Genomic DNA, 18,237 nt, shown 5'->3' with positions numbered 1-18,237 from the left:
GATCGGCCAAACGGCGCCAGGCTTTAGGGTTCGCCGGCACCGGATGGACGATTTATCGCTAGGCCTCCCCCGCCTCGCTCAACCGCGTCTGCGCCAGGCGTTTCGCGCCGGCCACGTCGGCCTTGCCGGTGCCCAGTTTCGGCAGGCTTTCCACCGACAGCCAGGCCGAGGGCAGCAGCAGTCCGCTCACCCCCTGGGCCAGCAGGGTCTTTTCCACCGCCGCGCCGTCCAGGGTGCTGGTATGCAGCACCACGATGCGCTCGCCCTTCCTAGCGTCCGGCAGATTGACCGCCTGCAGCTCGATCTCCGGATCGGCCACCGCCCTGGCCAGGGCCTGCTCCACGGCGCCCAGGCTGACCATCTCGCCGCCGATCTTGGCGAAGCGCGAATAGCGGTCGACGATGGTGAGAAAGCCGTCCTCGTCCAGCCGACCCTGGTCGCCGGTCACGTACCAGCGCTCGCCGTCGATCTCGCGGATCGCCTTGGCGGTGCGCTCGGGATCGTTCAGATACCCCTGCATCAGTTGCGGCCCGCCGATCAGCACCATGCCGGCCGCGCCGGTGGGCAATTCGGCAAAGGTCTGGGGGTCGACGATCTTGAAGCCGGTTCCCGGCAGCGGCATGCCCACGGTGCCGAGCTTGCCGCCGCGCTGCACCTGCAGGTAGCTCATGTCCAGGGCATCGGGCAGGTTGACCGAGGCCACCGGCGCGGTCTCGGTGGCGCCGTAGCCCTCGTAGATGTCCTGGTTGAACTTGAGCTTGAAGGCCTCGCGCACCGCCGGATCCAGGCGCTCGGCACCGGCCACAACGATGCGCAGACTCTCCAGCATCAGCGGATGTACCTTGGTGTTGCGCACGAACAGCCGCAGGAAGGTCGAGGTGCCGCAGAGCACCGTGGCGCGATGGGTCGCCACCGCCTTGGCGATGCCGGCCACGTCGGTGGGATCAGCCTGGCAGACCACCGGCACTCCTTCGATCAGCGGCAGGAACTGGGTCACGGTGAGGCCGAAGGCGTGGAACAGCGGCAGCGAGGCCATGAAGACGTCGTCGTCCTGGGTGTTGAGCACGTCCGAGGTCTGCTTGAGATTGGCCATGAGGTTGCTGTGGCTGAGCATCACCCCCTTGGGCGTGCCCTCGCTGCCACTGGAGAAGAGGATGGCGGCGGTGGCCTCGGGATCGTGGGCGCGACTCAGCAGCACCTGCAGCATGGCGGTGGGCAACAGCCAGACCGCCAGCCAGTTGGCCAGCAGTTCAGCCTTGCCGATGCCGGCGCGCAACTCCTCCAGATCCACCACCTCGCGCCCGGCGAGCAACTCGTCTACCGGCAGGCCGCGCTTGCGCAGGCGGTCGAGAAAGCGCTTGGAGGTGTAGACGGTCCGGATACCGGCCTGGTCCAGGCCGGACGCCAGCGCCTCGGGCGTGGCCGTGTAGTTGAGATTGACCAGGGTCTTGCCGGCCAGCAGCACCGCCATGTTGGCCAGCACGCCGCCGCTGCTGGTGGGCAGCAGCAGGCCGAGATTGGCCTCGGGCCGCTTGCGCATCCGCCGCGCCAGGCAGGCGGCGCCGGTGAGCGCCTGGGCGGCCTTGAGCGGAGCGCCCAGGTCGTCGATCAGCGCCAGGCCATTGGGCCGGCGCTTGACGCTGGCGACCCAGGCATCGGCCAGCGACGGCAGGCCATGCATGTAGCGCTCCCAGGAGCGAATCGACAACTCGAAGATCCGCCGCTTGAGCACATCGGCCGGGGTGTCCTTGGGCAACGCCTTGCCGAAGGCCACCACCACCTCGCGGTGCAGCGGGCTGTCCCGCAGCTCCTTGAGCTTGCTGGAAGAGCGCGAGAACTGGCTGCCCCAGAGGCCGCGGAGGTAGAAGGGCACGATCTGCACCTCGGGACCGACCCGCTCGCAGGCCTTTTCGTAGCCGCGGCGGAATTCGCCGAGCTGACCGGTGCGGCTGATCGCCCCTTCCGGAAACAGGCAGACCACCTCGCCGGCGCTCAGCAGCCCGGCCACCTGTTCCAGCGCCGCGCCGGCACCGCTGCCCTGGGCGATGGGCAGGCAGCCCATGGCCTTGAGGAAGGGCTTCAGGTACCAGCGCTCGTAGATCGCGCGCAGCATCACGAAGCGTACCGGGCGCGGGCTGGCGATCTGCACCATGGCCCAGTCCACCCAGCTGATGTGATTGCCCAGCAGCAGTACCCCGCCCTGGGCCGGCAGGTTCTGCAGGCCCTGCACCTGGATGCGGTAGTGCCGGGTGACCATCAGGCCGAGCAGGAAACGCACCAGGCTCTGGGGCAGCTTCCACACCGTGTAGGCGCCGCCGATCAGCGCCACGGCGGCGATCAGCAGCAGCAGCCAGCGACTGTCCAGACCGAGCAGGGCGATCACCGCGGTGAGCACTAGAAAGCTCAGCATGGCGACGTTCTGCACCCAGTTGTTGGCCGCCAGCACCGTACCGAGCTGCTCCTCGCGGGCATGGAACTGGATCAGGGCGTTGAGCGGGACGATGAACAGCCCGCCCATCAGGCCGATGAAGATGAAGTTGAGCGCATGCACCCAGGCCGAACTGGGCGCCGGCAGCCACCACAGGCCGAGGGCGATGCCCAGGGCGCCCACCGGGATCAGCCCGGTCTCGATGCGCCCACGCGAGGCCCGACTGGCCAGCGCCGAGCCGATGGCGATGCCGATCCCGGCGCAGGCCAGGATGCCCTGCAACAGCAGCACGTTGTCGATGCCCAGATGATCCTTGGCATAGGCCGGAAAGCTCGCCAGCAGCACCTGGCCCACCGACCAGAACACCGCCAGGCCGATGATCGACAGGCGGATCACCGGATTCTCGCCGATCACCGCCAGGTTGCGCCGGGCGGTCTGCAGCCGTAGATAGGCATGCCAGTCGAAGGGCTCGCGCGGCCTGGGCTCTTCCAGCAGCGGCAGGCGATAGAGCAGCGCCACCTCGGCCAGGCTGCAGAGCACCAGCAGCCAGCCCAGCGGCGCGATGTCCTGCAGGATCGCATGGGGCGTGGCCTGGCCCTCGCCCAGGTGCAGCTGGAAGAAGGCGGTGAAGACGACGGTGCCGGCGAGAATGGCGATGATGGAATTGGCCTGCACCAGGCCATTGCCCTCGGCCAGCCGCTGCTTGCCGAACAGCGCCTTGATGTAGCCGTACTTGGCCGGCGAGTAGAAGGTCGCCTGGATGGCCAGCAGGAGCGTCATGGCGAAGGCCAGCTCGAACAGCCCGGCATAGTAGGCCAGGGTGATGCCCAGGGTGATGGCCACCGCCGCCCAGCCGCCGAGGCGCAGCACCCGGACCTTGGCGAAGCGATCGGCCACATGGCCGGAGGGACTGAACAGCAGGATGAAGGGCAACAGCATCATGCCGTTGACCAGGGCGGTCAGCACCACCTGGGTGGAACCGTCATAGACCTTGAACACGGTGTTCTGGATGACGATCTTGTGGCCAAGATCGACGAAGGCGTTGAGAAAGACGGCGATCAGGTAGGGCCAGGCCCCCTTGATCCGGTGCAGCTTGTCCATGCGGAGTCTCTTTCGAGCAGGGGAATCCGTAGCCTGAGTGAGACGCTCTGGCAGCGCAAGCAGCGCCACTGGTCAACAAATATGCGAATCAGGGCTATACAAGCTCGCGAAAGCGAGTATGGTGTGGGCACTGCTACTGCAATAGTTACTCGATACCTGCTTGATGTTGCTTCATTTTCATCTCCTGGCTCGTCTCACTCTCGCATTACAGTCCCGCTAGCGAATGTCTCGCTAACGTGGTTGTTCCCCCTACACCCTGGAGATACTCATGTCCAATCGTGAAAATGGCACCGTCAAGTGGTTCAACGATGAAAAAGGCTACGGCTTCATCACCCCGGAAAGCGGCGCCGACCTGTTCGTGCACTACCGCTCCATCGAAAGCGCCGGCTTCAAGAGCCTGAGCGAAGGCCAGAAGGTCACTTTCGTGGCTGTCAAAGGCCAGAAGGGTATGCAAGCTGACCAGGTTCAAGTCGTCTAACGACTGATCCGGTTGCAGAAAGGCCCCACTTCGGTGGGGCTTTTTCGTTTCTGGGATTTAGGTGATGGACTGCCGCTGGTATTGGGTACACAGCTGATTACCGTGTCTGTGGATGCTTGCTATTTCGCCCACCCGGGCGAGTCATTTTTGCCAGTCGCGGCAAAAGTAACCAAAAACGCTTGCCCCACCATCGGCCCCAGCTGCGCCGGGGTTCGTTTGCTCCATCGCCGCTCCAGGGGCACGCCGCGAAGGGCCATCCATGGCCCTCGCGACTCTCGCGGCATCCATGCCGCTCAACCCCTTGCGCAGCGATTCCGCTCACCCTTCTGGAACGGGGCGCATCCTCCGCACCTGCACGTCTACGATAAACGTCGCGATATACGTGTGAAGCGAAGCACCTAGCCCCCAGGCAGCAGCCTCTCAATCTTTATCGTACGCCCGCTCCAATGCCTCGTTGAGCGTCCGCACCACCTTCACCCGGGCGAATCGCTTGTCGTTGGCCTCCACCAGCGTCCAGGGCGCGATGGCGGTGCTGGTCTGCACCACCATGTCGTTGACCGCCTGGCTGTAGAGGTCCCACTTGTCGCGATTGCGCCAGTCGTCCTCGGTGATCTTGAAGCGCTTGAAGGGCGTTTCCTCGCGGGCGCGAAAGCGCTCCAGCTGGGTGTCCTGGTCGATGGCCAGCCAGAACTTGGCCAGCACGAGGCCGGCGTCGTGGAGCTGTTCCTCGAAGTCGTTGATCTCGCCATAGGCGCGATGCCAGTCGGCGGCGGGGGTCAGTCCCTCGACCCGCTCCACCAGTACCCGGCCGTACCAGGAACGATCGAAGATGGTGAAATTGCCCTGCCGCGGGATATGCCGCCAGAAGCGCCAGAGATAGGGCTGGGCCAGTTCTTCGTCGCTGGGCGCGGCGATCGGGACGATGCGGTACTGCCGGGGATCCAGGGCACCCGTGACGCGGCGGATGGCACTGCCCTTGCCAGCGGCGTCGTTGCCCTCGAAGGCCGCCACCAGGGCATGGTGGCGATACTTCTTGTCGCGCAGCCGCCGCGCCAGCCGGGCCTGCTCGGCGAGCAGCTGGTCGTCGTAATCGGCCTTGTCCAGGCGCTGACTCAGGTCCATGGCCTCCAGCACGCCGCGGCCATCGACCGGCGGCGGCAGTACCGCGGCGGCCTTGCGCTGCTTGCGCGGCTTGTTGGCCAGGGCGCGTTGCAGCGCCTTGAGCAGCACGGTGCCGACGGTCAGGCTGCGAAAGCGCTCGTCGAAACCGGGCACCACATGCCAGGGGGCATAGTCGTGATGGGTTCGCCGCACCACGCGCTCGCCCTCCTTCACGAAGCGGTCATAGACCTTGGCCTGGCGCCAGTCCAGCGGACTGAGCTTCCAGCCCAGGCGGGGATCGTTCTTGAGGTGCTTCAGGCGCTGCTTGAGCTGGGGCTTGGAGAGGTGGAACCAGAACTTGAGGATCAGCGCGCCCTCGTCGGCGAGCATGCGCTCGAAACGTTCCGCCTGGCCGATGGCGGCATCCAGCTCGACGCGACTGAGTTCCTTGTTGACCCGGCCGTGCAGCATCTGGCTGTACCAGTTGCCGAAGAACACGCCGATCCGCCCCTTGCCTGGCAGGCGCTGCCAGTAGCGCCACGCCGGCGGGTGCTGGCGTTCCTCGTGGCTGGGCTGCAGAAAGGTCTCGACGCGGATCAGACGCGGATCCATCCACTCGTTGAGCAGCTTGACCGTCTCGCCCTTGCCCGCGCCCTCGATGCCATTGATCAGCACGATCACCGGGAAGCGGCCCTGGGTCTTGAGTTCGTACTGGGCGGCCAGCAGCGCCTCGCGCAGCTTGGGCAGCTTGGCGTCGTAGGTGGCCTCGTCGAGCAGGTGTTCGTTTTCGGCGGCTTCGAACATCCGGATCTCCTTGCGCGGGGTGGTCGGGCAACTATAGCCCTTCTGACCGACCCGGCGGCAGGCGGTGCCCGGCGTGAGCGGCATGAAGGAAATATGACGTTTAGATGAAATTTGGCATCTCCCGCTGTCGTGAAGGTCTTTCTTACCGTTACGCTCCCGCGCAAGCGGGTGTTGCAGTCCACCTATTGAGGAGAGTTCGATGGCCTTTCGTTTCGATGCGCGGCAACCGGCTGACGAGGAAGTCCGCCGCGTGGTGACGGATCGTCTGGTGCAGGCTGAGGCGTCCCTGTCCAGCGCTACCCCCAAGGGCGTCCACGAGACGCGCAAGCGACTCAAGGAACTGCGCGCCCTCCTGCGGCTGCTGCACGGCGCCCTGGGCAAGCGCGCCTTCGCCAGTCGCAATCGGCGCCTGCGCGACCTCGGGCGCGAGCTGTCCTCGCTGCGTGACAGCGCCGCCCTGGTGGAAAGCTGGGACAAGCTGGGCGAGTCCGACCGCAAGCGTTTCGCCTCGCCGGCCATGAAGCGCGTGCGCCAGCGCCTGCAGGAGCGCGCCGACCAGCAGATCGCCGCGGCCAGCGGCCATCCCGAGCTGCTCGAGGCGCTGACCGCCATGCGTGAGGAGGTAGCCGGCTGGAAACTCTCCGGCAAGGGCTTTGCCCTCTTCGCCCGCGGCCTGGAAGACAACTACAAGGCCGGGCGCCAGGCGCTCAAGACCGCTCGCGACAAGCCCACCGACGACACCCTGCACGACTGGCGCAAGCGGGTGAAGGATCACTGGTATCACACCCAGTTGCTGGCTGCGGCCTGGCCCGCGGAGTTCAAGACCCGCCAGAAGAGCCTCAAGCGTCTTTCGGAATACCTGGGCGACGATCACGACCTGGCGGTGATGCAGCAGCTGTTGGTGGACGAGCCGACCCTGTTCGGCGCCAGCAACACCCGCCTGGCCATCGGCGAAAGCCTGGCCCAGCAGCGCGAGCGGCTGCAGGCGAAGGCCTTTTCCCTGGGCCTGCGCCTCTATCTGGACAAGCCCACCGCCCTCGCCGAGCGTTGGCGCGATCTCTGGCGGCTGGCCAGTCACCCCTATACGCCGCGCAAGGTCAAGGGTAAGCCCAAGTCGGCACCGGTCGGGCTGTTGCCGCACCTGGTCGAAGAATTGTCAGTCTAACGCCTGAGCCAGAGGGGATCTGTCGCGCGTGGTGGTGGTCCAACCCTGGGCATACCACCACGACGAGGTCTCGCGATGAAATCCAAGCTGCTCGCTTCCCTGTTTGCCTGTTCCGTACTGGCCAGCACCGCGGCCCTGGCCGACCAGCCCGGCGCCGACTGGATGCCCATGAACGACGTCAAGTCCAAGCTCATGGAGCAGGGCTACACCTCGATCACCAAGATCGAAGCCGATGACGGTCAGTGGGAAGGCGAAGGCATGAAGAAAGATGGTATGAAGTACGACTTCCATGCCGACGCCAAGACCGGCAAGATCACCAAGGAAAAGATGGACATGTGATTTCCTGGGGATCCGATCACGCGGTTGGATCCCTGCCTGCACCTGCCGCCTCTTCTCACGCTTTCCGCTCGGTCGGCCCATCCTGAGCCGTCTTCTCGTCACCTAGGAACCTTCATGTACAGTACCGCTTTGGTCGAGCTGCTGCGCACCCATGAGCGGCCGCTGCTCGATGCCTGGATCGGCGCCCAGCGCGCCGCCGGCATGCGCATCGACCTGCTCGACGAAACCACCATCCTGGCCAATTCCGCCGAGTTGCTGCGGCGGATCACCGTGGCCGCCGCCCAGGGCCTGGGGGATCTGCGCGAGCCTCACTGGCAGCCGGTACGGGCGCTGCTAGAGCGCTTCTCCTTCGACCAGAGCCGTGCGGGCCTGACGCCCGCGCAGACGGCGACCTTCGTCTTCTCTCTCAAGGAACCGCTGTTCAACCTGATCCAGAACGAGTGCGACGACCCGCTCGCCGAGATCTGGGCCGCCACCCGGCTGATCGACCATCTTGGCCTGTACAGCATGGAAAGCTATATGAGCGGCCGCGAGACGGTGATCCGCGAGCAGCAGGAAAGCATGCTGGAACTGTCTACCCCGGTGGTGGAGCTGTGGGACGGCATCCTCGCCATCCCGCTGATCGGGGCGCTGGACAGCAATCGCACCCAGGTGGTAATGGAGTCGCTGCTGGAAAAGATCGTCCAGACCGAGTCGGACATCGCCATCATCGATATCACCGGCGTGCCCACGGTGGACACCATGGTCGCCCAGCACCTGCTCAAGACGGTGACCGCCGCCCGCCTGATGGGTGCCCAGTGCATCATCAGCGGCATTCGACCGCAGATCGCCGCCACCATCGTCCATCTGGGCGTGGACCTTGGCGATGTGATCACCAAGGCGTCCCTGGCTGATGCTTTCCGCCTGGCCCTGCGCCAGCAGGGCATGCGCCTGGCCGCCCCGGTAAGGGTTTGAGGAACACGCCATGATCGAGCGGATTCCGATCCTCAAGCTGGGCCCCTTCCTGCTGCTGAGCATCCAGGTCGACATGCACGACCAGCTGGCGCTGGACCTGCAGGAAGACCTCACCGAGCAGATCGTGCGGCACAAGGCCAAGGGCGTACTCATCGACATCTCGGCGCTGGAAATCGTCGACTCCTTCATTGGCCGGATGCTGTCCCACATCGCCCAGGTCTCGCGCATCCTCGATGCTAAGGTGATCGTGGTCGGCATGCAGCCGGCGGTGGCCATCACCCTGGTGGAGCTAGGGCTGTCGCTGGAAGGCATCGCCACGGCGCTGAACATGGAAAAGGGCATGCGCCGGCTGGAAGCCATGGTCGCCGCGGACGAATCGCTTGAGGAGTCAGAGGGTGGCGAAGACACAGACGCTTCCACTCCGCCAGGAGACTGACATCGTGCTGATCCGTCAGCAGGTGCGCAAGGTCGCCGAAGCCATCCGCCTGGGCTTGATCTCCCAGACCAAGATCGTCACCGCGGCCAGCGAGATCGCGCGCAACGGCCTGGTCTACGGGCTGGGCGGCGAATGTCTGATCGAGGAGACGCAGCGCGCCGGCAAGCCGGCGATCCGTTTGGTGATCCGCGACCAGGGTCCGGGTATTGCCGATCTCGACCGCGCCATGGTCGATGGCTACACCTCGGGCAAGGGCCTGGGCCTCGGCCTGTCCGGCTCGCGGCGACTGGTGGACGACTTCCACATCGACAGCCAGCCCGGCCAGGGCACCACCGTCGAACTCTGGAAGTGGCGATGAACGACCAGCCGTGCAGCCTGGTGCTGCCGGTGACCACCACGGTCCATGTCGATGCCGCCCGGCGTGCCCTGGTCCGGCTGGCCACTAGCGTCACCACCGATGAAACCCTACTGGGGCGCCTGACCATCGTTGCCCAGGAGCTGGGCTACAACCTGGTTCGCCATGCCGGGCACGGCGAGCTCCTGGCCACCTTGAGCGGCGAAGGCGTGCTGGATGTTTTGGCGGTGGATCGCGGCCCGGGCATGCACGACGTCGCCCGCTGCCTGAGCGATCACTACAGCACGGCGGCCACCCTGGGTGCCGGTCTGGGGGCGATCCGCCGGCAGTCCGATGTCTTCGACATCCATTCGCGACCCGGCCAGGGGACGGTGGTGCTGGCGCGCTTCCATCTGGCCGGAGCACCCGGTACCCGGTTGCAGCATGGCGCCCTGTGCACGCCACACCCCGAGGAACAGGTCTGCGGTGACACCTGGGCGGTCAGCGGACGGCGCCTGCTGGTGTGCGACGGTCTGGGGCATGGCCAGCAGGCCGCCATGGCTAGTCGGCGGGCACGGGAGGTGTTCCTGCGCCATGGCACGCACCTGCCGCTGCAGCGGCTGATGGAGAATCTGCACCAGGCGTTAATGGACACCCGCGGCGCCGCCCTGGCGCTGGCCGAATTGGACCCGGATCAGGGCCAGGTGAGCTTTTGCGGCATCGGCAACATCGCCGGACGCCTGCTCGGCAACACCTCGCGTAGCCTGGTGTCCAACAATGGCACCCTGGGCTACCGGATCGGGCGGATCCAGACCTACACCTACCCCTGGACACCCAGCACCCTGCTGGTGCTGAACTCCGATGGACTGACGTCCAAGGTGGGACTGGGCGAGCACTCCGGGCTCGGGGCGCGCCATCCGGCCTTGATCGCCGCCCTCCTGCATCGTGATTTCCGGCGTTCCGCCGACGATGCCACCGTCTTGGTACTCAAGCATGTCTGACGTCTTGCCCCTGTTGACCCTCGCCCTGCGCAGCGAGCAGGACATCGTGCATTGCCGCCAGGCCGCCAAGCGCCTGGCCGCGGCCCTGGACTGGCCGATGCTGGAGCAGATCCGCCTGGCCACCGCCGTCTCCGAACTGGCGCGCAACATCCATCAGTATGCCGGCAGCGGTCAGTTCGACTTCGCCCTGCTGCGTGACGAAGGCCAGCGCCTGCGCGGCCTGGAGGTGCGTGCGATCGACCAGGGTCCGGGCATCGCCGAGATGGAGGCTATCCGCGCGGGCAGCTATCGTTCCAGCACCGGCATGGGCATCGGCCTGCGCGGCGCCCAGCGGCTGTTCGATGACTTCGACATCCAGACCTCCTCTGCCGGTACCCGCATCACCGCCCGCAAGTACCAGGCGCCACTCGCCTTTCCCGAGGCCGCGCTGCTGCAGGCGCTGACGGCCGAATTGCAGGGCAGTCCGCCAGCGGATCCCTATCAGCAGATCCGCCTGCAGAGCGAAGAGCTGCTGCTGACCAACACCGAACTGCAACTGCGCCAGTCGGAATTGGAAGTCACCAACAAGGAACTGGAAAACACCAACCAGGGCGTGGTGGCGCTCTATTCCGAGCTGGAAAAGGCCACCCAGGAACTCAAGGAGGCCAGCGAGGCGAAGACGCGCTTCTTCTCCAACATGACCCATGAATTCCGCACCCCGATCAACATCATCGAGAATGTCGCCAAGCTGCTCGCCAGCGGCGTGGACGGGGCACTCAATGCCGAACAGCAGCGCCAGGTGCGCTTCATCAGCGACGCAGCATTGGAACTGGCCAATCTGGTCAGCGAGCTGCTGGCCCTGGCCGAGGTGCAGTCCGGGCGTCTGACCATCGTGCCCCAGCCCTTTGCCCTGGCGCCCTTCATCGATCGCCTCGAACAGTTCGCCGCGGCCCTGGCGCCACGCTATCCCCAGGTCAGCTTCAGCGTCGCGCCGCCACCTGCGGAAGTGCTGCTGGATACCGACGAGAGTCGGTTGTTCCAAGTGCTGCGCAACCTGATCTCCAACGCCTTCAAATACACCCCCCAGGGCCAGGTGCGCATCCAGGTATTCCAGCCGGACGACGCCAGCCTGGAATTCTTGGTGGAAGACAGCGGCATCGGCATCGCCGCCGCGGATCAGCAGAAGATCTTCGAGGAGTTCGAGCGCATTCGCTCGCCGCACCTGACCCACATCGAAGGCACCGGCCTGGGCCTGCCCCTCGCCCAGCGCCTGGCCGTGCTGCTCGGTGGCGAGCTGTCCCTCGACAGCGCGGTCGGTCGCGGTAGTCGCTTCACCCTGCTTCTGCCACGCCACTACGCCAGCCACCGGGATGCCGCGCCGGAACCTGATCTCAGCGGCCTCACCGTGCTGGTGATCGAGGACAACGAAGGGGATCGCTATCTGGTCCGCCGCACCCTCGAACGCCTCAATCCGGTCCTGCTGGAGGCCGACAGCGCCCGCAGCAGCCTGGATCGCCTCAACGCCGTGCGCCCGGACATCATCATCCTCGACCTCGACCTGCCCGACATCAACGGTGAGGACCTGCTCGCCAGCATGGACTGGAGCATGCACCGGCGGGTGTTGATCAATACTGCCCAGCCGCTGGACGAGGCGGGTTGCCAGCGGCTGCAGGACTATTGCCATGCCATCCTGTTCAAGCATGCCCCCGATCACGCCGAGCGGCTGCTGGCCGAGGTCTGCGCCCTGGCGCGGAGCCTGTCCGATGACTAGCGCCCTGCGCCGCATCGTCATCATCGACGACACCGAAGCCAATCGCTATGTGCTGCGCAAGATCCTCGTCAGCCAGAGCCACTATGAGGTCCTGGAAGCAGCCAGCGGCGCTAGTGGCCTGGCGCTGATTGACGAATCCGTCGAACTGGTGATCATCGACGTCAATCTGCCGGACACCACCGGCTTCGAGCTGATCCAGGCCATCGAGCGCAAGTGCGGCTGGGGCCGGTTACCAGCCATTATCAACATCTCGGCCACCTTCGTCTCCGGCAAGGACAAGGCCCAGGGCTTTAACACCGGGGCTCAGGCCTACCTGACCCACCCGATCAATCCGGAAGAAGTGCTGGCCACTGTCGGCGCCCTGCTCAAGGCCAGCTCCCGGGTCGGGCACATGGAGCAGCAGCGCAATTCGGCTATCGCCCGCAGCGAGAACCTGCAGGCGGAAAAGGTCATGCTCGAACGCTTCATGAGATCGCTCAACCACGACCTACGCTCGCCGCTCACCGCCGCCACTATGGTGGTCAACCTGATGCAGCGCAGTCCGGCGCGGCGTACCGACGATCTGCTGCAAACCCTGCACGACAATTTGCAGCGCATGAACCAGATGATCACCGACGTGCTGGATATCAGCCACATGAGCCTGGGTGGCGGTGTCCGCCTCAGCGGTGATCCGCTGGTGCTGGGTCCGCTGCTGAACGAGGCCGCGGCCAATCTGCAGCTGCAATTCAGCAACCACCTCGATCTGCAGCTGGAGACGCCGGAGCTGGAGGTGCTGTGGGACAGATACGCCTTTCTGCGCATCTTCGACAACCTGGTGCTCAACGCCGCCAAGCACGGCGAGGCGGGGACGCCGATCCGGGTCCGCCAGTGGCTGGCGGATGATCAGGTCATGCTGGAGCTGCGCAACCTTGGGCAGTTTCCCGACGAAGTCCTGGCCAATCTGGCCACGCCCTATTTCATCTCCACCCGCAGTGACAAGCGCGGCTGGGGCCTGGGCCTGCCCATCGTCAAGGCGCTTAGCGAAAGCTTCGGCGGCGAGGCACGCTTCGCCAATGGCGCGGGCGAGGTGGTCATCACCCTGCACCTGCCGCTGCGCCTGGCCTAGCCCAGCGCCTACGGACCGGATGTAGGTTGGGCTTCGACCATAGAGCTGTCTCAGCCCCACCGTCCTCCTCAGAATTCGATCTGCACGTCTCCCTGCGGGATGCTGCAGCAGGACAGGATGTAGCCTTCGGCTTCGTCTTCCTCGGTGATGCCACCGTTATGGTCCATGACCACCTCGCCGCTCTTCTTGAGCACCTTGCAGGTGCCGCAGATGCCCATGCCGCAGGCCTTGGGAATGTGCAGGCCGAGCTTAGCCGCGGCGCCGTGGATAGTCTCGCCCGGGCCGATGCTGACGCTCTTGTCGCTCTCGGTGAAGGAGATCAGGCACTGGGCTTCCAGGGGAATCGGCGGCAAGTCGGCAGCGGCTTCGGCCTGTTCGGCGGCCTCGACCTTAGCTTCCGGCGGCGTCGCGCCAAAGGACTCCTCGTGGTAGCGGGTCATGTCGAAGTCCAGCTCGCGGAGCATGGCCTTGACGGCATTCATGTAGGGCGTGGGGCCGCAGCAGAAGATCTCGCGTTCGCGGAAGTCCGGTGCCATCAGCTCCAGCATGCGGCGGTCGAAGTAGCCACGGAAACCGGCCCAGGACTCACCGTGCTCGGTGCGCTCGCACACCAGATTCAGGGCGAAGTTGTCGATCCGCGCGGCCATATGCTCCAGCTCACCCTGGTAGATGATGTCGCGCGGGGTACGGGCGCTGTGCACGAAGACCATGTCGACGCTGGCGTTGGTGTCGTAGAACCAGCGCGCCATGGACATCACCGGGGTGATGCCGACGCCGCCGGAGAGGTAGAGCACCTTGTCGGCGGGATAGTCGATGGCATTGAACAGCCCGACCGGACCGTGCACCGCCAGGTTGTCGCCGACCTTGAGATTGTCGTGCAGCCAGTTGGACACCTGACCACCCGGCACGCGCTTGACGGTGATGGAGAAGCTGTAGGGCACCGAGGGCGAACTGGAGATGGTGTAGGAGCGCATCACCTGACGGCCGTCGATCTCCAGCTCCAGGGTCACGAACTGGCCCGGCTTGAAGAAATACATCAGCGGGATTTCGGCGGTGAAGCAGAAGGTGCGTACGTCCCAGGTTTCCTGGATGACCTTGACGCAGCGCACGGGGTGGCGGCCATTGGTCCAAGTCTGGGTGGTTACGGGATTGAGGAAGGTATTCATGACGCACCTCGACTGCCACTGGGGCTATTGGCGGCGATTCTGGGAGGGCCCCACGACCGCCACTTTCCCAATCGCGACATCCACATGTCGATGGCGACCGGCCCAGCAGTGGCAAGGGCTGGGGCGTCGTGAACAGCGTCGGCCATGTCGCCCATGAGCAAGGCCCCCTCCCGGCTCCGGCCCCACACTCCGCCCCAAGCCGAACCTGAACAGCGCGCGATGGGCGAAACCTAGGGTCATTCGGCGGCCCTGCCCCGTCGGCCAATAGCCTTGCAGTACCGTGACCAACCACTTTCGCCACCCGCCGCGGTGGCCACGAGGATGTACGATGGACGTCAGCACCTTGAGTTTGGGCGACCCTCTCGATCCGGCCCGCAAGGCCACGGCCGAGATGCTGCGCACCCGCGAGCGCACCTACTCCCTGCCCCAGCCGTTCTACAACGACGAGCGCCTGTTCCAGATCGACATGCAGGAGATCTTCGGCAAGGAATGGCTGATCGCCGGCATGACCTGCGAGATCCCCACCAAGGGCAACTTCATCACCCTGCAGCTGGGCGACAACCCCATCCTGGTGGTCCGCGGTGCCGAGGGCAAGGTGCATGCCTTCCACAACGTCTGCCGCCACCGGGGTTCGCGCCTCTGCGTGAGCGATAAGGGCAAGGTCGCCAAGCTGGTCTGCCCCTACCACCAGTGGACCTACGAGCTGGACGGCCGCCTGCTGTTCGCCGGCAGCGAGATGGGCGCCGACTTCAACATGGCCGACTTCAACCTCAAGCCGGTCCACGTCAAGACCGCCGGCGGCTACATCTTCATCTCCCTGGCCGATGAGCCACCAGCCATCGACGACTTCCTGCGTACGCTCGAGCACTACATGGAGCCGTACGACATGGAGAATGCCAAGGTCGCGGTGCGCACCGATCTGGTCGAGCAGGCCAACTGGAAGCTGGTGCTGGAAAACAACCGCGAGTGCTACCACTGCAGCGGCTCCCACCCCGAATTGCTGAACACCCTGCTGGAGTGGGACGACGTCACCGATCCGCGCGCCTCCCAGGCGTTCAAGGATCAGGTCGCCGCCTGCACCAGTCGCTGGGACGCCGACAACATCCCCTACGCCCATGCCAGCTTCGGCCTGCGCAACCGCATCGTGCGCATGCCGCTGCTCGCCGGTACCGTCTCCATGACCATGGACGGCAAGCCCGGCTGCAAGAAACTCATGGGGCGCATCAAGGACCCGGACCTGGGCTCCATGCGCATCCTGCACCTGCCGCACTCCTGGAACCACTGCATGGGCGATCACATGATCGTCTTCACCGTCTGGCCGCTGGGTCCGACCGAGACCGTGGTGACCACCAAGTGGCTGGTGCACAAGGATGCCGTGGAAGGCGTCGATTACGATCCGGTCAACCTACGCAAGGTCTGGGATGCCACCAACGACCAGGATCGTCGCCTGGCCGAGGAGAACCAGCGCGGCATCAATTCCAAGGCCTATCAGCCGGGCCCCTACTCCAAGACTTACGAGTTCGGCGTGATCAACTTCATCGACTGGTACAGTGAGCGCCTGCTCAAGAATCTGGGCGAGGAACAACCGGCGCCCCACCTGCATCAGGTCGGCTCTACCAGCGCATAAGTCAGATTTAGGACGAATGACCATAAAGTCACGGCGACCCTAGCCGTTAAAGGAGGCCTCACTCTTCACCGGGGCTGCCGCCGTGACCTTTCGTTCCTTCTCCCTCGCCATTCGCAGTGTGTTGTGTTTCGGCCTGCTGGCCATCCTCGTGGCCAGCCTGGGCCTGTTCGGACTGCTGCAACTTTCGCAGATCCGTACCCAGGGCCAGGTGATCGAGACCAACAACGTGCCCAGCATCGTCGAAGCCGACAACCTTGCCCTGCAACTGGCCCGCACCCGGGTCGAGGTGCTGCGCCTGCTGGCCATTCCGGACGCCGCCACCGTCGCCAACACGCGCAAGAAGATCGACAGCATCAATGCCGACATCGGCGCGGGTTTCGGTCGCTATGAAAAACTCGTCAGCAGCGATCGCGAGCGCCAGGCCTTCGATGCCCTGCGCCAGATCCATGGCGACTATGTACGCTACACCGCGCAACTGGCCGACCTTATCGGGGCCGGCAAACTCGACGAGGCCCGCAGCCTGATCCAGACCAGCATGGCCCAGCTCGGCGTGCAGATGAACGAGCGCACCGAAGCCCTGCGCAAGATCAACCAGGAAGACATCAAGGCTGCCTCCAAGTACTCCGGCGACACCTATGCCCAGGCCACCTCCATCACCTGGATCGTCATCGCCCTGGCCCTGGGTCTGACCGTGCTGCTGGCCTGGCGCCTGACCCTGAGCATGACCCGGCCCATCGCCGAGGCCGTGGCTGCCGCCCAGACCATCGCCAGTGGCGATCTGACCCAGACCCTGGATACCCGCGGTCACGACGAAGCCGCCCAGCTGCTGCAGGCCATGCAGCAGATGCAGACCAATCTGCGCGACACCCTGGGGCACCTGGGCCATTCCGCTACCCAGCTGGCCTCCGCCGCCGAGGAGATGACCGCGGTCATGCAGGAGAGCGCCCACGGCCTGCAACAGCAGAACAGCGAGATCGAGATGGCGGCCACCGCCGTCACCGAGATGAGCCAGGCGGTGGACGAAGTGGCCGGCAATGCCACTTCCACCTCGTCCGAATCGCGCCAGGCCGCCGATACCGCGCGCCAGGGCCAGCGTCAGCTGGGCGATACCCTGGGCGCCATCGAGGTGCTGACCGAGAACGTGCTGGGTGCCAGCGAACAGGCCCGCCAGCTGGCCGAGCAGACCCGCAATATCAGCCAGGTGCTGGACGTGATCCGCTCGGTCGCCGAACAGACCAACCTGCTGGCGCTCAACGCCGCCATCGAAGCCGCGCGTGCCGGTGATGCCGGTCGCGGCTTCGCCGTGGTCGCCGACGAGGTCCGCGCCCTGGCCCATCGCACCGGCGAATCCACCCGCGAGATCGAAGGCATGATCGGCAGCATCCAGCAGGGCACCGGGCAGACCGTCGATGCGCTGCTGACCAGCGCCGACCAGGCGCGCCAGACCCGCGAGCAGGCGCAGTCGGCCAACGCCGCCCTGGCCGCCATTGCCCAGTCGGTGTCGGGCATCGACGAGCGCAACTTGGTGATCGCCAGCGCCGCCGAAGAACAGGCTCAGGTGGCCCGCGAGGTGGATCGCAACCTGGTGCGTATCCGCGATCTGTCGGTGCAGACCGCCGCCGGAGCCGAACAGACGCGCGCCGCCAGCCAGCAGCTCTCCGAACTGGCGGTGGAGCTCAACGGCCAGATCCGCCGCTTCCGCGTGTGACCTGTCCGGCAGGGAAACCCCTGCCGGACCCCGTCGCGGTGGCAAAACCGGGAGGCGACCGCTACGCTGGCGCCTTCGCCCACCGCGCCTCTCTCGCATGAGCTATCGCTACGTCATCTTCGACTTCGACGGCACCCTGGCGGACAGCCTGCCCTTTCTGCTGAGCTACCTGGGCGAGCTGGCGCGGACCCATGGCTTTCGCCAGCCGACCGCCGACGAGTGGCCCCGGCTGCGCGCTGCTTCCCTGACCGGTCTGCTCGACAACCTGGGCATCCCCCTCTGGCAGGTGCCACGCATCGCCCGGCACTATCGCCGGCTGCTGGTCCAGCGGGGCGATCAGGTCCTGCCCTTCGCCGAGATTCCCGCCACCCTCGACCGCTTGCAGGCCAGCGGCCTGCAACTGGGCCTGGCGACCTCCAATTCCGCCGCGGCCGTCCACCAGGTGCTGCCCCAGGCCGGACGTCTGTTCGCCGCTGGCGAATTCGACATCCCCCTGCTGGGCAAGGCCCGGCGCTTGACACGCCTGATCCGTCGACAGGGCGTCGCGCCGGCCGATGCGCTCTATGTGGGCGACGAGCTACGCGATCTCCAGGCCGCGCGCCGCGCCGGTCTGGGCTGCGCCGCCGTGGCCTGGGGCTATGGCTGCCCGGCGGCGCTGCACGCGCAGCGCCCCGATCTCTTCTTCGAACAGCCGGCCGAGCTGCTGCGGCTGACGACCTCTCCCTGCTGAAGGAATGCCC

The 18,237-nt window shown here is 65.7% G+C and carries 15 protein-coding genes; 12 read left to right on the top strand and 3 right to left on the bottom strand.

Translation table 11 applies throughout. From position 1 onward, the window contains the following. Positions 1-58: 58 nt before the first annotated feature. The gene (locus PVZ77_RS02590; RefSeq protein WP_273805441.1) at positions 59-3,529 is read right to left on the bottom strand and encodes an acyl-[ACP]--phospholipid O-acyltransferase; all 3,471 of its coding nucleotides are present in this window, start codon (positions 3,527-3,529) and stop codon (positions 59-61) included. A 268-nt stretch (positions 3,530-3,797) separates the two neighbouring features. Here PVZ77_RS02590 and PVZ77_RS02585 point away from each other — a divergent pair, with 268 nt between their 5' ends. Next, entirely contained in the window at positions 3,798-4,007 is a 210-nt protein-coding gene (locus tag PVZ77_RS02585) for a cold-shock protein (RefSeq protein ID WP_007160189.1), read from the top strand. A gap of 420 nt (positions 4,008-4,427) precedes the next feature. Here PVZ77_RS02585 and pap read toward each other — a convergent pair whose 3' ends face one another. Beyond that, a complete protein-coding gene (gene pap / locus PVZ77_RS02580) occupies positions 4,428-5,912 on the bottom strand; it encodes a polyphosphate:AMP phosphotransferase (RefSeq protein ID WP_273805442.1) in 1,485 nt (494 codons plus the stop codon). A gap of 199 nt (positions 5,913-6,111) precedes the next feature. On the opposite strand from pap, the gene PVZ77_RS02575 reads away from it, so the two are divergent. The 8 genes from PVZ77_RS02575 to PVZ77_RS02540 all read left to right on the top strand — a co-directional run bounded on the left by PVZ77_RS02575 (position 6,112) and on the right by PVZ77_RS02540 (position 12,996). Beyond that, positions 6,112-7,077, top strand: a complete 966-nt coding sequence (locus PVZ77_RS02575) for a CHAD domain-containing protein (RefSeq protein WP_273805443.1) — start codon at positions 6,112-6,114, stop codon at positions 7,075-7,077. Positions 7,078-7,152: 75 nt separating this feature from the next. Beyond that, positions 7,153-7,416, top strand: coding sequence for a PepSY domain-containing protein (locus PVZ77_RS02570; RefSeq protein ID WP_007160186.1), 264 nt, complete (start codon positions 7,153-7,155; stop codon positions 7,414-7,416). 114 nt (positions 7,417-7,530) lie between these two features. After that, complete coding sequence (locus PVZ77_RS02565; RefSeq protein ID WP_273805444.1) at positions 7,531-8,370, top strand: STAS domain-containing protein; 840 nt, start codon at positions 7,531-7,533, stop codon at positions 8,368-8,370. Between the two features lie 10 nt (positions 8,371-8,380). After that, complete coding sequence (locus tag PVZ77_RS02560) at positions 8,381-8,806, top strand: STAS domain-containing protein (RefSeq protein ID WP_007160184.1); 426 nt, start codon at positions 8,381-8,383, stop codon at positions 8,804-8,806. Between the two features lie 4 nt (positions 8,807-8,810). Beyond that, positions 8,811-9,164 (top strand): ATP-binding protein, encoded by a 354-nt coding sequence (locus PVZ77_RS02555; protein WP_133860267.1) that lies wholly within the window; start codon positions 8,811-8,813, stop codon positions 9,162-9,164. Then, on the top strand, positions 9,161-10,141 hold the full coding sequence (locus PVZ77_RS02550) for a SpoIIE family protein phosphatase (protein WP_273805445.1): 981 nt from the start codon (positions 9,161-9,163) through the stop codon (positions 10,139-10,141). Before PVZ77_RS02555 ends, PVZ77_RS02550 begins: the two co-directional genes overlap by 4 nt. Further along, positions 10,134-11,891 carry an ATP-binding protein gene (locus PVZ77_RS02545; protein WP_273805446.1) on the top strand — a complete coding sequence of 586 codons (1,758 nt, stop codon included), beginning with the start codon at positions 10,134-10,136 and terminating at the stop codon, positions 11,889-11,891. The genes PVZ77_RS02550 and PVZ77_RS02545 overlap by 8 nt, the downstream gene beginning before the upstream one ends. Next, positions 11,884-12,996, top strand: coding sequence for a hybrid sensor histidine kinase/response regulator (locus PVZ77_RS02540; RefSeq protein ID WP_273805447.1), 1,113 nt, complete (start codon positions 11,884-11,886; stop codon positions 12,994-12,996). The genes PVZ77_RS02545 and PVZ77_RS02540 overlap by 8 nt, the downstream gene beginning before the upstream one ends. A 68-nt stretch (positions 12,997-13,064) precedes the next feature. On the opposite strand, the gene PVZ77_RS02535 is transcribed toward PVZ77_RS02540, so the two are convergent. Then, positions 13,065-14,162 (bottom strand): hybrid-cluster NAD(P)-dependent oxidoreductase, encoded by a 1,098-nt coding sequence (locus PVZ77_RS02535; protein WP_187980786.1) that lies wholly within the window; start codon positions 14,160-14,162, stop codon positions 13,065-13,067. 328 nt (positions 14,163-14,490) lie between these two features. Between PVZ77_RS02535 and gbcA the strand changes: the two genes are divergently transcribed. The 3 genes from gbcA (at position 14,491) to PVZ77_RS02520 (ending at position 18,227) form a co-directional block, all read left to right on the top strand. After that, positions 14,491-15,789 (top strand): glycine-betaine demethylase subunit GbcA, encoded by a 1,299-nt coding sequence (gene gbcA, locus PVZ77_RS02530; RefSeq protein WP_273805448.1) that lies wholly within the window; start codon positions 14,491-14,493, stop codon positions 15,787-15,789. Between the two features lie 82 nt (positions 15,790-15,871). Next, positions 15,872-17,497 (top strand): methyl-accepting chemotaxis protein, encoded by a 1,626-nt coding sequence (locus PVZ77_RS02525; RefSeq protein WP_273805449.1) that lies wholly within the window; start codon positions 15,872-15,874, stop codon positions 17,495-17,497. 97 nt (positions 17,498-17,594) lie between these two features. Then, positions 17,595-18,227, top strand: coding sequence for an HAD hydrolase-like protein (locus PVZ77_RS02520; protein WP_273805450.1), 633 nt, complete (start codon positions 17,595-17,597; stop codon positions 18,225-18,227). Positions 18,228-18,237 lie beyond the last annotated feature (10 nt).

The sequence above is a fragment of the Pseudomonas sp. SHLD1 genome, assembly GCF_028640935.1.
In the GTDB taxonomy this organism is placed as follows: Bacteria; Pseudomonadota; Gammaproteobacteria; order Pseudomonadales; family Pseudomonadaceae; genus Chryseomonas; species Chryseomonas aestiva.
Note: the sequence above shows the minus strand (reverse complement) of the source record. Positions and strands in the feature narration are given on the sequence as shown.